Raw genomic sequence first — 13,574 nt, 5'->3', positions numbered from 1 at the left:
GTCAGCGTTCGTCCAGCTCCCGGGCCAGGCGGGCCAGCAGGGCGTCGACCTCGCTGGCACGGTAGCCGCGGAACGCCGTGGTGAAGCGCACCCCGCGCAGGTCCTCGGCGCTGAGCGGGCCGTCGGCCTGCACGCGGACGTCGGGACGGTCGTCGAACTCCTCGGCCATCGGCTCGCCCCGGCCGGAGGCGACCACCGCGATGGCGCCGATGAGCACCACCAGGAACAGGGCGAACAGGACGGCCATCATGCGTGCTCCTCACGCGAGGCGGCCATGATCGCCACGGCCTCCTCGACGTCGTCGGTCACGGTCACCATGTCGAGGTCGTGGGCGGAGATCTTGCCCGACTCCAGCACCGGCCCCGAGAGCCAGTCGACCAGGCCGCGCCAGTAGTCGCTGCCGACCAGCACCACGGGGAAGCTGGTGACCTTCTGGGTCTGGGCCAGCGTCAGCGCCTCGAACATCTCGTCCAGCGTGCCCAGGCCGCCGGGCAGCACGACGAAGCCCTGGGAGTACTTGACGAACATCGTCTTGCGGGCGAAGAAGTAGCGGAAGTTGACCCCCAGGTCGACCCACGGGTTCAGCCCGGCCTCGAAGGGCAGCTCGATGCCCAGCCCCACCGAGACGCCGCCGGCCTGCGAGCAGCCCTTGTTGGCGGCCTCCATCGCACCCGGGCCACCGCCGGTGATGACCGCGAACTGCTCCTCGGCCAACCGTCGACCCAGCGCCTCGCCCTGGGCGTAGGCGGGGTCCTCCGGCTTCGTGCGCGCGGAGCCGAAGACGCCGATCGCCGGCCCGAGCTCGGCCAGTGCGCCGAAGCCCTCGACGAACTCCGCCTGGATCCGCAGCACCCGCCACGGGTCGGTGTGCACCCAGTCGGTGGGCCCGCGCTGGTCGAGGAGTCGCTGGTCGGTGGTGGAGTGGTCGACCGCCTTGCCTCGCTGGACCGTCGGACCCTTGTACTTCGAGGGACGTTGGGTCACCGGGTCGTCTCCTGGGCTCCGCTCAGCCACGCCCGCATCCTCTCCTCGCACGAGCGCAGCTGCGCGATCGGTACGTGCTCGTCCTGCTTGTGGGCGAACATCGGGTCGCCCGGGCCGTAGTTCACCGCCGGCACGCCGAGGGTGGTGAACCGGGCGACGTCGGTCCAGCCGAACTTCGGGTTCACCTCGCCGCCCATCGCGGCCACGAAGTCCGCCGCCGCCGGCCGGTCGAGCCCGGGCAGCGCACCGGCGTCGGCGTCGGTGACCTCGAGCTCGTAGCCGTCGAAGACCTCGCGCACGTGGTCCAGCGCCTGCTCCAGCGAGCGGTCGGGCGCGAAGCGGAAGTTGACGCTCACGCGCGCCTCGTCGGGGATGACGTTGCCGGCCACTCCGCCGCGGATGCCGACGGCGTTGAGCCCCTCGCGGTACTCCAGGCCGTCGATCACGGGCCGGCGCGGCTCGTAGGCGGTCAGCCGGTTCAAGACGTCGGCCGCGGCGTGGATGGCGTTGCTGCCCTTCCACGAGCGGGCCGAGTGCGCTCGCTCGCCGCGGGTGACGACGTCGACGCGCAGCGTGCCCTGGCAGCCCGCCTCCACGACGCCGTCGGAGGGCTCCATCAGCACCGCGAAGTCGGCGGCGAGGAGCTCGGGCGTCGCCTCGGCGATCTTGCGCAGCCCGTTGTGGACGGCGTCGACCTCCTCGGCCTCGTAGAAGCAGAAGGTGACGTCGCGGGCGGGCTCGGGCAGCGTCGCGGCCAGCCGCAGCGCCACCGCCACTCCACCCTTCATGTCGCAGGTGCCGAGGCCGTGGAGGTAGGTGCCGTCATCGCGCACCGGCAGGTTGTCGTTGAGCGGCACGGTGTCCAGGTGGCCCGCGACGACCACCCGCTCGGCCCGGCCCAGGCCGGTGCGGGCCACGAGGCTGTTGCCGTGCCGGCTCACCTCCAGGTGGTCGAGGCCCCGCAGCGCCTGCTCGACGTCGTCGGCGATGCGCTGCTCGTGGTGGCTGACCGACTCGATGTCGCAGAGCACCCGGGTCAGCGACACGACGTCGGTGGTGAGGTCCAGGCTCATGCGGCGTCCTCGGGAGGGAAGACGCAGAACTCGTTGCCCTGCGGGTCGGCCAGCACGTGCCAGGCCACCGGGCGGGTGCGGCCGGGCACCTGCCACAGGAACTGCGCGCCGAGGTCGGTCAGCTCCACCGGGTCGCCGAAGACGTCCCAGTGCATCCGGTTCTTGACCGTCTTGGGTTCGGGCACGTCGGCGAAGTCCCAGGTGAGCACCGGGTCCGGCGTCGCGTGCTCGAGGGTCCAGAAGGTGCCGTCGTGACCTCGCACGGGCGCCGGCGTGCCGAGCACCGTGGCCCACCAGCTCGCGGCGGCCTCCGCGTCGGCGCTGTCGACGCCGATCCCGTGCACGCGGTAGCCGGGCGGGTCCTCGCGCAGGAACGCGCAGAACTCGTTGCCCTCGGGGTCGGCCATCACCGTCCAGCGCTCCATCGGCTCCAGCACCCGCGCGCCGAGCGCGATCAGGTCGTCGACGGCGCGGGCGTAGACGTCGAGGTGCACCCGGTTCTTGACCGTCTTGGCCTCGCCCACGCCGCAGATCGCGATGCCCTGATACTCCTCCTCGCCGAGCACGTCACCCGGCTCGTCGGGCCGGCGCCGCTCCACGCGGAGCCCGGCCGCCTGCGCCCAGAAGTCGGCGATCCGGCTGTGCGGGTCGGCCGTGTCGAGGCACAGCTCCTTGAACCGGGTCACGCTCGGAGGTTAGTCGCCGATCCGTAGAGTGACCGCCGTGGCACAGGGAGCGTGGGCGCACGGCATCGCGACGTACGCCGGGCAGAGCGTCCTCGACGCGTGGTTCCCGGCGCCGGCGCTGACCATGTCGGAGCTGGGTGCGCCCGCGGGCGAGCCGTCACCGGAGCTCGCCGCGCTCGCCGGGCCCGATCCGGTGCGCAACGTGCTGCGCGAGCCCGTCACCGTGGTCGTCGACGACCTCGACGCGCCCCCGACCGACGCCCTGGACGTGTGGCTGCGGCTGCACCTGCTCTCCCACCGGCTCGTGCGGCCGAACTCGATCAACCTCGACGGCGTCTTCGGGCTGCTCACCAACGTCGTGTGGACGAGCGCCGGCCCGTGCGCGGTCGAGGGCTTCGAGCAGACCCGGCTGCGGCTGATGGCGGCCGGGCGGCACGTCACCGTGCACGGCGTCGACAAGTTCCCGCGGATGGTCGACTACGTGCTCCCCTCCGGCGTCCGTATCGCCGACGCGGACCGGGTGCGGTTGGGCGCCCACCTCTCCCCCGGCACCACGGTGATGCACGAGGGCTTCGTCAACTACAACGCCGGCACCCTGGGCACCTCGATGGTCGAGGGCCGCATCGTGCAGGGCGTGGTGGTCGGCGACGGCTCCGACGTGGGCGGCGGCGCCTCGATCCTGGGCACGCTCTCGGGCGGCGGCACCACGCGCGTCTCGGTCGGCGAGCGTTGCCTGCTCGGTGCCAACTCCGGCCTCGGCATCCCGCTCGGCGACGACTGCGTGGTGGAGGCCGGCCTCTACCTCACCGCCGGCACCAAGGTCACCGTGATCGGCCCGGAGGGGAACCGGGTCGTCAAGGCCCTCGAGCTGGCCGGCGCCGACCACGTGCTGTTCCGGCGCAACTCGGTCAGCGGCGCCGTCGAGGCCGTGCCGTGGAAGGCCGACGGCAGCCAGGGCGCCGTGGCGCTCAACGCCGTCCTCCATGCGAACTGAGGTCGCTCGGGGGGTCAACCACGGGCTGCGGTGGGTGCTGCTGGGCCTGGTGGTGGTCATCGTCGCCACCGTCAGCGTCGCGCTCTACCGCGGCGTCGGTGCGGTCACCGGCCGCCAGCGGTGCTCAGCCACCGTGGGCGGGCACACCGTGCACCTCTCGCCCGACCAGGCGCGCAACGCGACGCTCATCGCCGCCATCGGCGTCCGCCGAGGGTTGCCGGCGCGGGCGGTCTCGATCGCCTTCGCCACCGCCTACCAGGAGTCGAAGCTGCAGAACCTCGACCACGGCGACCGCGACTCCCTCGGCCTCTTCCAGCAGCGGCCCTCCCAGGGCTGGGGCACCGCCGCCCAGGTGCGCGACCCCTACTACGCCACCAACAAGTTCTACGACGCGCTGGCCAAGGTCGACGGCTTCGAGACGATGCGCATCACCGAGGCCGCCCAGCGCGTGCAGCGCTCCGGCTTCCCCGAGGCCTACGAGCCGCACGCGGAGGACGCCCGGGCCCTCGCCTCGGCGCTGACCGGCTACTCCCCCGGCGGCCGGTTCTCCTGCGTCGTCGACAGCCCCGACGGGCACGGCACCGCCGCGGCGACCGTCACCGACCTCGAGCGGGCCTTCGGCTCGCTGCGCACCACCGGCACCGTCCGCGACCTCGTGCTCGACGTCGGCACCGGCCCGGCCGCCCGCCGGCGGGGCTGGTCGGTGGCGCAGTACCTGGTCGCCCACGCCTCGACGCTGCAGGTCGCCACCGTGTCGTTCAACGGCCGGCAGTGGCAGGCCGGCCCCGACTCCAAGAAGGGCTGGCTGGCCCACTCGACTCCGCGCGGGCGGGTGAGCGTCACGCTCGCGTGAGCCGCTCGCACGCCGCGTCGACCCGCTCGTCGGTGGCGGTCAGGGCGATCCGGACGTGCTCGGCGCCGGCGGGTCCGTAGAAGGAGCCGGGAGCGACCAGGATGCCGTCGTCGGCCAGCGCGGCCACGGTCTCCCAGCAGTCCTCGCCGCGGCTGCTCCAGAGGTACAACGCGCCCTCGGAGTCGTCGATCCGGAAGCCCGCCCGCTGCAGTGCCGGGCGGAGCCGGTCGCGGCGGGCGGCGTAGCGGGCGTGCTGCTCCAGGACGTGGGCGTCGTCCGCGGCCGCGGCCGCCATGGCGTGCTGCATCGGGCCGGGCAGCATCAGGCCCAGGTTGCGGCGCACGGCCAGCAGCTCGGCCACCACGGCGGGGTCGCCGGTGACGAAGGCGCAGCGGTAGCCGGCCAGGTTCGAGCTCTTCGAGAGCGAGTGCACGGCGAGCAGCCCGTCGAAGGTCCCCTCGCAGACGTCGGGGTGCAGCACCGAGGTCGCCGCGCCCTCCCAGACGCAGTCCAGGTAGCACTCGTCGCTGACCAGCAGCGTCCCCACCGAGCGGGCCCAGGTCACCAGCTCGCGCAGCCGGGCGGCCGCAAGCACCCGCCCGGTCGGGTTCGAGGGCGAGTTGACCCACACCAGGGCCGGCGTGCGGTCGAGCTCCTCGGGGGTGTCGGTGGCCACGACGTCGGCTCCGGCCAGCACCGCACCCACCTCGTAGGTCGGGTAGGCCAGCTCGGGCTGCACCACCAGGTCGCCGGGGCCGATGCCCAGGTGGGTCGGCAGCCCGGCGATCAGCTCCTTCGAGCCGATCGAGGGCAGCACACCGGCCGGGTCCAGGCCGACGACGCCGTAGCGGCGCAGCAGCCGGTCCACGACCGCCTGCCGCAGCTCGGGCAGGCCGTGGGTGGTCGGATAGCCGGGGTCGTCGGCGGCGGCGGTCAGCGCCCGCTGGACGACCTCGGGGGTCGGGTCGACGGGCGTGCCGACCGAGAGGTCGACGATGCCGTCAGGGTGGGCCCGCGCCTTCTCGGCGTACGGCCGCAACCGGTCCCAGGGGAAGTCGGGAAGACGCCCCGAAACCTTCATCTACTCGTCGTGCTCCTGCGGCGGCAGGGCGGCGACCAGCGGGTGGTCCTTGTCGATCTCGCCCATCTTGGCCGCACCACCGGGGGAGCCCAGGTCGTCGAAGAAGTGCACGTTCGCGTCGTAGTACTCCTTCCACTGGTCGGGGGTGTCGTCCTCGTAGTAGATGGCCTCGACGGGGCAGACCGGCTCGCAGGCGCCGCAGTCGACGCACTCGTCGGGGTGGATGTAGAGCATCCGCTTGCCCTCGTAGATGCAGTCGACGGGACACTCGTCGACGCAGGCCCGGTCCTTGAGGTCGACGCAGGGCTGGGCGATGACGTAGGTCATGGGCGGCAGCCTAGTCTCCCCGTCGTGGCATCTTCGGCGTTGGGTCCGCACGTCGTCGGCCAGCGCGTCGTGGTGCGCCGCGTCGTGCCCGGCGAGACCGGACCCAGCGGCGGTCCGGCGCTGACCGACGTGCTCGGCGTCTGCGAGTCGTGGGCCGACGGAATGGTCTCCGTGCGCCGCGAGTCCGGCGACCTGGTCACCTTCCCCGTCGCCCTCGTCGTCTCCGGCAAACCAGTGCCGCCGAGGCCCTCGGCGCGACTGCGCATCGGCGCTCACGAGATCCACCTGCGGGCGATGGAGGGGCTGCGCTCGCGCCACGTCGAGCCGCTCGGCGACTGGGTGCTCCGCGCCACCGGAGGCTCGACGGGGCGGACGAACTCGGTGCTGGCCACCGTCGATCCGGGCATCGACCTCGACGACGCCGTCGCCGGCACGCTGGACTTCTACGACCGGCACGACCAGCCGGCCCTCGCGCAGGTCGTCGTCGGCGCCGACGTCCACCTGGCTCTGGAGCACCGCGGCTGGACGCGGGCGCGCCCCGACGAGGCCGACGTCGACGTGCTGGTGGCCTCCGTGGCCCAGGTGCGACGGCAGGTGCGACGGCGGCTGGGGACGGTGGGCCCGCAGCCCGTGCGACTCGCCGACTCGCTGCCCGACGGCTGGCTGGTGGGCAACGACAAGGCGCAGGCCAATCTCGACAACGTGCGATTCACCCTCGACGGACCGTTCCTCCGGCAGTACGCCGAGGTCGTGCTCGACGGACAGCAAGTGGCCCGCGGGCGGGCCAGCTACGCCCGCGACTGGGCCGTCGTCACCGACCTCATGGTCCAGCCCGAGCACCGGCGGCAGGGTCTCGCGCTGGTCGTGATGGACGCGCTGCTGGGCTGGGCGGCCGAGCAGGGCGCCACGACGGTCTCACTGCAGGTCATCTCCGACAACCATCGCGCCACGACGCTCTACGACTCCCTGGGCTTCGAGCGGCACCACCAGTACCGCTATCTGGCGGCCCCTGCGGCGCCGAGCAGATAACCGGATGCCATCCCAGGGCCGCTCCGACACCCCCGGACGGTCTGGTTCAGCGAAGCGAGACGGTGGCGACCAGGACACCGGCGAACTGCGCAGCGAAGGCGGCGATGGCCAGGGCGTGGAAGACCTCGTGGAACCCGAACCACGCCAGCGACGGGTTGGGGCGGCGCATCCCGTAGACCAGGCCGCCCAGCGAGTACAAGACGCCACCGGTGGCGAGGAGCACCGGCACGGCCAGCGGACGGAAGTCGGCGAAGTCGCCCACGAACGCCACGGCCACCCACCCCAGCAGCAGGTAGAGGCCGGTATAGATCCACCGTGGCGCAGCGCTCCACGCGAGCCGGAACGACACACCCAGCACGGCACCGCCCCACGCCAGGCAGAGCACCACGACCTGGTGGGCGTGGCTCAGCATCAGCAAGGAGAACGGCGTGTAGCTGCCCGCGATGAGGACGAAGATGCTGGCGTGGTCGAACCGGCGCACGACGGTCGCCAGGCGCGGGGGCCAGCGTCCCAGATGCATCGCGGAAGAGCCGACGAAGTTCGCGAGCGCGGCCAGAGTGAGAACGATCGAGCCGACACGGCTTCTCTCGCTGGGAGAGAGCGCGATCAAGACGATTTCGCTCGCGATCGCGAGCGGGATCGCGTACAGGTGGAGCCAACCCCGGAGCCGTGGCGAGTCCTCGGCGGTCTCGCCGGCCGAGACCAGGGTGCTCATGTCCTCAGTGTGGCACCGACCTCGTCGGCCCCCGACCGATCAATGCGAGCCCGAGGGTGGTCGAGCTAGGTTCGTAAGACGACTGTGATTCGTCGAGGCGGTTTCCGCGACGAACGCAGCACACGAAGGCGGTGGCCGATGGCCACGACAGATTCTTCATCTCGACGTCTAGCGCTTCGAGCGGTACGAGACCGGCGGCTGGTCGACGGCGCCTGGTGGCCCTCCAACCGTCGGCTCGAGGAGCAGCTCGACCAACTCTTCGCCGTCTGGCCGCCCGAACGGGGCCGCGTGTCGCGGGTCGGATACTCCCCTCCGGACTGGGAAGACCGGCCGCGTGCGGTCATGGCAGGAGGCCGGCGAGTGAAGACGGGGAACTTCCCCCGCGACGACACCCACGAGCTCACCCTGGTGATGTCCGACGGTCGACGTCTTCGCCTCCTCGTGATCCCGCCCGACACGTCACCCGATCATGCCCAAGAACAGCTGACGAACCTCACCGCCGTGGCAGCAAGCGGATGATGCACGTCGCCTTCGAGGCCAGTCGCACGGGCCAGAACGCGAGAGTGACCGCACACGCCTTCGAGCAGTCCGCCACCGACACCCTGTGCGGGTGCCGACTGGACCGCTTGGAGTGGCTCGCGTTCGAGAGCGTCGACTTCGACGAGGTCCGCGCGCTCAGCAGGTGCCGAGCCTGCCAGGCCTTGGCGTTGAGCTGGGCGAGCTAGCCACTGGGATTTCACCCCTACGAGTGAGAGCTCGCACTCTATTTTCGGACCGATTACTCGAATCGGCCCGAAGGACGTGTGCGCACGATGGCTCAGCAGCAACGTCAACCCTCCCTCACCGCGGACGTCAGGTTGCTCGCCGACGACGTCGTGCAGATATCGGGCGTTCCTATCGACACTCTCGCCGACATCTTGTACCGCGCAGGTGTGGAGGTGGCGATGCACGGTGTTGCCGTCCGCGACAAGCTGAGCGATCGTGAAGTGGACGTGCTCCGCTTGATCGCCGAGGGTCGGAGCAACGCCGAGATCGCCACGGCGCTTCGCATCAGCGCACATACCGTCAAGGGCTACGTGCGCAGCACCTATCGCAAGATCGAGGTCACCAGCCGGCCTCAGGCGATGTCGTGGGCGCTCCGCCACGGCGTGCACGCAGACCCGCCAGCCAAACGCCGGGCCTTCATGGTGAGCACGTTCTGGGGCTGACGTGCCCGGGACGCATGAGTCTGGACGTGCAGGGCACAGGGACGACGTGGCCTCAGCTCGTTCGGGCTGACGGTCCATCGGTCCGCCAGTGCTAGAGCTGGCGTCACTTTCACCGAGAGGCCCTGGTCCCCGCCGTGGGACGGGGCCTCTCCGGGTGTCGGTCGGCTACGGCGCCGAGCAGATGACCGCGTTCTGCGGCGGGTAGAGCGTCGTCGTCTTGTCGCGGTGGTCCACGGTGCTGCTGCCGGGCTTGCGGAAGACCCGGACCACGTCGACGCTGTAGCCCGCGCTGCCCACGACCGCGGAGCAGTCCGCGCCCTTGCGGTGGCGGACCTTCGGCTGGACGGTGGCGTACGGGCGGCCCACCTGGGTGGTGACGTCCCAGGCCTTCGTGGACCACAGCGTCACCGTCAGGCTGCCGTCGCCGGCGGGGCTGCTCGGGGTCATCGCGGCGGTGACCAGCAGGCCGTAGCGGGTGTCGTCGGTGAAGCGCAGGTCCCGCTTGCCGTAGTCGACGCCCACCTCCAGCCCGAGCGGCAGCCGGTCGTTGTGCACGGCGCCGTTGGTGTGGCCGGCGTCCTTCAGCCCGAGCCGGTACGCCGCCGCGTACAGCGTGGTGGCCAGCTGGGAGAGACCGGCGCCGGAGTCGGCGGTGAAGACGCCGCGCACCAGCTCGTAGCCCGGGGTGAAGCCGCGGTCCTTGGTCGGTGGCCCGATCGCGTGGTCGAAGCTGAAGGTCTCCCCCGGCTTGAGGACGGTGCCGTCGAGCAGCTCGACGCCGCGGGCGATGTTGGTGTTGCGGTAGTCGGCGTATCCGAAGCCGGTGGTGAGGGTGGCCACCTGGCGTCGGATGCCCAGGCCGCGGGCGTCGGCGGTGGTGAAGGCGGGCTGGGCGTCCACACCCTTGACCGCCACGCGCCGCTGCCCGACGGGCCGCACGACCGCGTCCAGGAACTTCTGCTTCAGGTCGTCGCGGTCGAAGGTGGTGCCGACCTTCGAGGGGACCACGCGTGGGCGGCCCCCCGAGATCGTGAAGCTGGCCGACTGCGGGGCGCCGGCCACCGTCGTCATGAGCGGCTCGAGCGCGGTCAGCAGGGTGTCGACGTCGAGCACCGGCACCAGCTGTCGGCCCTGCGCACGCAGGGCGAGGGCCTTGGTGAACAGCGTCGCCGGCGCGGTGACCGCGTGCCGGCCCAGCACCAGCTGCACGGGCCCCGAGGTGGCCGGGGTGGCGAAGCTGCTCATCGCCCGCGCCACCGCAGCGGCCGTGACGGTGGGCGGCAGCGTGCGGTAGGGCAGCCGCACGGCGCCGGCGGGCACGCGGGTCAGCAGCCGCGCCGTGGCCGTCCGGTCCAGGCGGCGGCCCGCCTCCGGCGTCACCGCGACCGGCTTGCCGGCGCTGAAGCCGATCGACCCCTCGACGGTCTTCTTGTCCAGCAGTGCCGCCAGCGCCGTCACCTGGGCGTCGAGCCGGGTCCGCGAGACCTGCAGCCGAGCCGGGCGGTGGTCGCCGCCGACGTAGTAGTGCCACAGCCGGCTCGGCCAGAACGACCGGCCGCCGCCGGCGGTGCGCACCGTCTCGGCGACGTCGAGATCGACCCCCGCCTTCGACGGCACCACGGTGGTCTCGACGACGCCGGCCCCGCTCACGGGCACCGCCCGGTCGAAGCGCGGCGCGAGCTGCTCGCGCAGCCGGCTCTCGGCCGCGGTGGCGTGGAGCCCGCCGATCTCGACCCCCGCCACCGACGTGCCGGCGGGCACCTTGTCGCCGGCCAGCAGGCACAGCGTCACGTAGCCTGCGACGACGAAGATCCAGACCCCGATGGCCAGCCGCACCGGCAGCGAGCGCGCGTGGCGCGCGACCGCTCGACGCTTGCCCGGGCTCATCGGGGCAGGGTACGGCTCACAACCCCGCGAACAGATCCGACTCGAGGCCGTCCTCGCCGAGCTCGCCCCGGGCGCCGCGGGCGATCCGGAAGAACTCGGAGCCCCAGACCTCGTCGCCGATGTTGTTCGACAGCGCGAAGAACGGCCCGTCGACCGCGATCTGCGTGGCGTGGGCGCGCATCGCGTCCATCTTGGCGTTGACGTAGTCGCTGCCGTCGACGCGCGCGGCGAGGAACTCGTCCTCGGTGGCGAAGGGCGGCAGCCGGTCGGGATCCATGCCCTCGAACGCGGTGGTGTCGCCGGCCTCGCGCAGCCGGCGGATGCCCTCGCGCAGCCGACTGGCCGACATCGCGCTCCAGTAGACCTTCGCGATCGTCCACGGCTCGCCCAGGTCAAGACGGTAGGAGGGCACACCGGCCAGGTCGGCGGCGTAGGTGGCCACGCGGTGGGCCTGGATGTGGTCGGGGTGGCCGTAGCCGCCGAACTGGTCGTAGGTGACCAGCACCTGCGGCCGCACCTCGCGGATCACTGCGACCAGCTCGTCGGCGGCCTCGGTGAGGTCGGCGTTCCAGAACGCGCGATCGTCGGTCTCGTCGGCCGGGATCGCCGCGCCGGCGTGCACGTGGCCCTCGGGTGCCCACTGCATGCCCGAATCGCGGAACCGGCCGAAGCCGCCGAGGTAGCGGTGGTCGGTGACGCCGAGGATCTTCATCGCGTTGTCGAGCTCGGTGCGCCGGTGCTCGGCCAGGGTGTCGTCCTGGTCGGCAGCCAGGTGGGCCAGCTCGGGCACCAGGATCTCGCCCATCTCGCCGCCGGTGCAGGTCACCAGCGTGACGCCGACGCCCTCCGCGGCGTACTTCGCCATCGTCGCGCCCGTGCCGATGGTCTCGTCGTCGGGGTGTGCATGTACCAGCAGCAGCCGTCTGTCCACCCCTCGATCCTAGGATCGGTGCCATGCGGGCGGGCGTGCACCTCGAGCGGCGCGACCTCGACCCGTTGACCCACGACGGCGAGCAGGTCGGCGTCGCCGGCGTCCTGGCCCACCTGGACCGCCGCGCCGAGCGGACCCGCGTGCCCGGACGGGCCGTGGCGTGGGGGTTCACCTGGAACGAGCAGGACCGCAGCTCGCGCGCCTGGTTCCCCCAAGGCATCTCGACGTCGGCCGACGCCGGCCGCGACGACGAGCTGCTGGTCACCACCTGGTACTCCAAGGCCGAGGAGGGGTCGCGGCTCAGCTTCGTCGACCTCGGCTCGCTGACCTACCGCCACGTGCTCGTGGTGCGGGCCGGCGAGCGCGGTCCGGAGCCGTTGTCGATCCACGCCGGCGGCGTCGTGTGGCACGGGCCGTGGCTGCACCTGGCCGCCACCCGGCGCGGCCTGTTCACCGCCCACGTCGACGACCTGGTCGAGGTCTCACCGGGCCCGGCCACCTTCGGCTACCGGTTCCTGCTCCCCGTGCGGCACGCGTACGCCGCCCGCGCCGAGGCGAGCACCGAGCCGCTGCGCTACTCGTTCCTCTCCTTGGACCACGAGGTCGGGGAGCTGGTGGTCGGCGAGTACGGCGTCCAGAGCCAGACCACGCGGCTCGCGCGGTACGCGCTCGATCCGGCCAGCCACGGCCTGCGGCTCGACGAGTCCGGCCGCGCCTACCCGCTGCGGCTCGACGACGGCCGGCTGGGCCACATGCAGGGCGCCACCGTGGCCCACGGCCGCCACCACGTCACCGTGAGTCGCGGCAGGAAGCGGCTGGGACGGCTCTACGTCGGTGAGCCCGGCCGGCTGCGACCGGTCCGCTGGGCGCTGCCGCCCGGGCCCGAGGACATCGCCTACTGGCCCGCGACCGACCAGCTCTGGTCCCTCTCGGAGCACCCGGGCAGCCGCTACGTGTTCGCGATGGACCGCACCCAGCTGCGTCGCCGGCTGCCGCTGCTCCTCAGCCCCTGGGCATGAGGGCGAGCTGCCGCGCCTGGGCGACCAGCCGGCCGGCGGAGTCCCACACCTCGGCGTCCTCCTCGAACCAGCCGCCGGCGACGTTGCGCGTGGCGTGCCGCAGCCGCAGCCAGCCCGCAGCGGGCCGCGCCCGCACGTGCACGGCCAGCGACACCGTCGGCGCCCAGCCGTAGAAGCCGAGGTCGAAGGTGGCCGGCGGCAGCGCGTCGACGGCGAAGAGCAGCGCCAACGGGTCGGGCTCGCGGCCCTCGCGCAGCCGGAACCAGGCCGCCACCTCGCCGCGACCGCTGGGCCGGCGGAAGTCGGGTGACACCAGCATCTCCGAGCGCCCGAGCAGCGGGATCTCCATCCCCGGCGGCGCGGTGTCGTTGGCGATGCACTCCTCGCGCGGTGGCAGGACGGGCGGCTCGGCGGTGGTGCGCACGTCGTCGCTGAGCCGGCCCAGGTCGCCGTAGGTGGCCAGCGCGGTCACCCGCGCCTGCCCGTCCTGGCTCAGCGTCGCGCTGTAGGTGCTCGTGCCACGGCCGGTGCGCAGCGGCTCGACCGCCACCTCGCACCGCCCCGGCCGTGAGGCGCTGAGGTAGTGGGCGCTGACCGAGAAGGGGTCGGGGTGCTCCCCCGCGGCCTGCCGGACGGCCGCGCCCAGCACGGCCAGCACGTAGCCGCCGTTGACGCCACCGCCCACGACGAACCCGCCGGAGAGCTCACCGGCGTAGCGGCCCTCGCTGGTGCTGGTGACCGCGATCGCGCGGTCGAACTCGGGATCCGGCTGCACAGTCACGGATGT

Annotated in this window: 16 protein-coding genes; 6 read left to right on the top strand and 10 right to left on the bottom strand. The window is 72.5% G+C overall.

The window, feature by feature from the left end; translation table 11 throughout:
* Window position 1: 1 nt before the first annotated feature.
* From D9V37_RS02430 to D9V37_RS02415, 4 genes are read right to left on the bottom strand one after another with little or no spacing between them, the layout of a single operon-like run.
* Window positions 2-250 (bottom strand): DivIVA domain-containing protein, encoded by a 249-nt coding sequence (locus D9V37_RS02430; RefSeq protein ID WP_232524692.1) that lies wholly within the window; start codon window positions 248-250, stop codon window positions 2-4.
* Complete coding sequence (locus D9V37_RS02425; RefSeq protein ID WP_198412321.1) at window positions 247-1,014, bottom strand: LOG family protein; 768 nt, start codon at window positions 1,012-1,014, stop codon at window positions 247-249. The genes D9V37_RS02430 and D9V37_RS02425 overlap by 4 nt, the downstream gene beginning before the upstream one ends.
* Window positions 981-2,057 (bottom strand): succinyl-diaminopimelate desuccinylase, encoded by a 1,077-nt coding sequence (gene dapE, locus D9V37_RS02420; protein WP_198412320.1) that lies wholly within the window; start codon window positions 2,055-2,057, stop codon window positions 981-983. The genes D9V37_RS02425 and dapE overlap by 34 nt, the downstream gene beginning before the upstream one ends.
* Window positions 2,054-2,743 carry a VOC family protein gene (locus D9V37_RS02415; protein WP_121804511.1) on the bottom strand — a complete coding sequence of 230 codons (690 nt, stop codon included), beginning with the start codon at window positions 2,741-2,743 and terminating at the stop codon, window positions 2,054-2,056. Before D9V37_RS02415 ends, dapE begins: the two co-directional genes overlap by 4 nt.
* A 28-nt stretch (window positions 2,744-2,771) precedes the next feature.
* Here D9V37_RS02415 and dapD point away from each other — a divergent pair, with 28 nt between their 5' ends.
* Both dapD and D9V37_RS02405 read left to right on the top strand, forming a co-directional pair.
* Window positions 2,772-3,737 carry a 2,3,4,5-tetrahydropyridine-2,6-dicarboxylate N-succinyltransferase gene (gene dapD, locus D9V37_RS02410; protein WP_408636181.1) on the top strand — a complete coding sequence of 322 codons (966 nt, stop codon included), beginning with the start codon at window positions 2,772-2,774 and terminating at the stop codon, window positions 3,735-3,737.
* On the top strand, window positions 3,727-4,590 hold the full coding sequence (locus D9V37_RS02405; RefSeq protein WP_121804510.1) for a hypothetical protein: 864 nt from the start codon (window positions 3,727-3,729) through the stop codon (window positions 4,588-4,590). The genes dapD and D9V37_RS02405 overlap by 11 nt, the downstream gene beginning before the upstream one ends.
* Here the strand turns inward: D9V37_RS02405 and dapC are convergent.
* Together dapC and fdxA are read right to left on the bottom strand one after the other, a co-directional pair.
* Window positions 4,577-5,671: a succinyldiaminopimelate transaminase gene (gene dapC / locus D9V37_RS02400; RefSeq protein ID WP_121804509.1), complete on the bottom strand. Its 1,095-nt coding sequence runs from the start codon at window positions 5,669-5,671 to the stop codon at window positions 4,577-4,579. The two genes, D9V37_RS02405 and dapC, sit on opposite strands and share 14 nt — an antisense overlap.
* Window positions 5,672-5,998 carry a ferredoxin gene (gene fdxA / locus D9V37_RS02395; protein ID WP_121804508.1) on the bottom strand — a complete coding sequence of 109 codons (327 nt, stop codon included), beginning with the start codon at window positions 5,996-5,998 and terminating at the stop codon, window positions 5,672-5,674.
* A 24-nt stretch (window positions 5,999-6,022) separates the two neighbouring features.
* Between fdxA and D9V37_RS02390 the strand changes: the two genes are divergently transcribed.
* Window positions 6,023-7,027 carry a GNAT family N-acetyltransferase gene (locus D9V37_RS02390; protein ID WP_147455845.1) on the top strand — a complete coding sequence of 335 codons (1,005 nt, stop codon included), beginning with the start codon at window positions 6,023-6,025 and terminating at the stop codon, window positions 7,025-7,027.
* Between the two features lie 46 nt (window positions 7,028-7,073).
* Here the strand turns inward: D9V37_RS02390 and trhA are convergent, their stop codons facing one another.
* Complete coding sequence (trhA, locus tag D9V37_RS02385; protein WP_121804506.1) at window positions 7,074-7,742, bottom strand: PAQR family membrane homeostasis protein TrhA; 669 nt, start codon at window positions 7,740-7,742, stop codon at window positions 7,074-7,076.
* Window positions 7,743-7,880: 138 nt separating this feature from the next.
* On the opposite strand from trhA, the gene D9V37_RS20595 reads away from it, so the two are divergent.
* The gene (locus D9V37_RS20595; protein WP_232524691.1) at window positions 7,881-8,261 is read left to right on the top strand and encodes a DUF5994 family protein; all 381 of its coding nucleotides are present in this window, start codon (window positions 7,881-7,883) and stop codon (window positions 8,259-8,261) included.
* A 293-nt stretch (window positions 8,262-8,554) separates the two neighbouring features.
* Window positions 8,555-8,950, top strand: coding sequence for a response regulator transcription factor (locus D9V37_RS02375; RefSeq protein ID WP_147455844.1), 396 nt, complete (start codon window positions 8,555-8,557; stop codon window positions 8,948-8,950).
* Between the two features lie 165 nt (window positions 8,951-9,115).
* On the opposite strand, the gene D9V37_RS02370 is transcribed toward D9V37_RS02375, so the two are convergent.
* Window positions 9,116-10,837, bottom strand: coding sequence for a VanW family protein (locus D9V37_RS02370; RefSeq protein ID WP_121804503.1), 1,722 nt, complete (start codon window positions 10,835-10,837; stop codon window positions 9,116-9,118).
* Between the two features lie 16 nt (window positions 10,838-10,853).
* A complete protein-coding gene (mshB, locus tag D9V37_RS02365; RefSeq protein ID WP_121804502.1) occupies window positions 10,854-11,768 on the bottom strand; it encodes an N-acetyl-1-D-myo-inositol-2-amino-2-deoxy-alpha-D-glucopyranoside deacetylase in 915 nt (304 codons plus the stop codon).
* A 23-nt stretch (window positions 11,769-11,791) separates the two neighbouring features.
* Here mshB and D9V37_RS02360 point away from each other — a divergent pair, with 23 nt between their 5' ends.
* A complete protein-coding gene (locus D9V37_RS02360) occupies window positions 11,792-12,787 on the top strand; it encodes a hypothetical protein (RefSeq protein ID WP_121804501.1) in 996 nt (331 codons plus the stop codon).
* On the opposite strand, the gene D9V37_RS02355 is transcribed toward D9V37_RS02360, so the two are convergent.
* A complete protein-coding gene (locus D9V37_RS02355) occupies window positions 12,771-13,568 on the bottom strand; it encodes a thioesterase family protein (RefSeq protein WP_121804500.1) in 798 nt (265 codons plus the stop codon). The genes D9V37_RS02360 and D9V37_RS02355 overlap by 17 nt on opposite strands.
* Window positions 13,569-13,574: the final 6 nt, after the last annotated feature.

Origin of the sequence: Nocardioides mangrovicus, assembly GCF_003674065.1 — a bacterium.
GTDB lineage: Bacteria > Actinomycetota > Actinomycetes > Propionibacteriales > Nocardioidaceae > Marmoricola > Marmoricola mangrovicus.
This window is presented reverse-complemented; position numbering and strand designations above follow the sequence as displayed.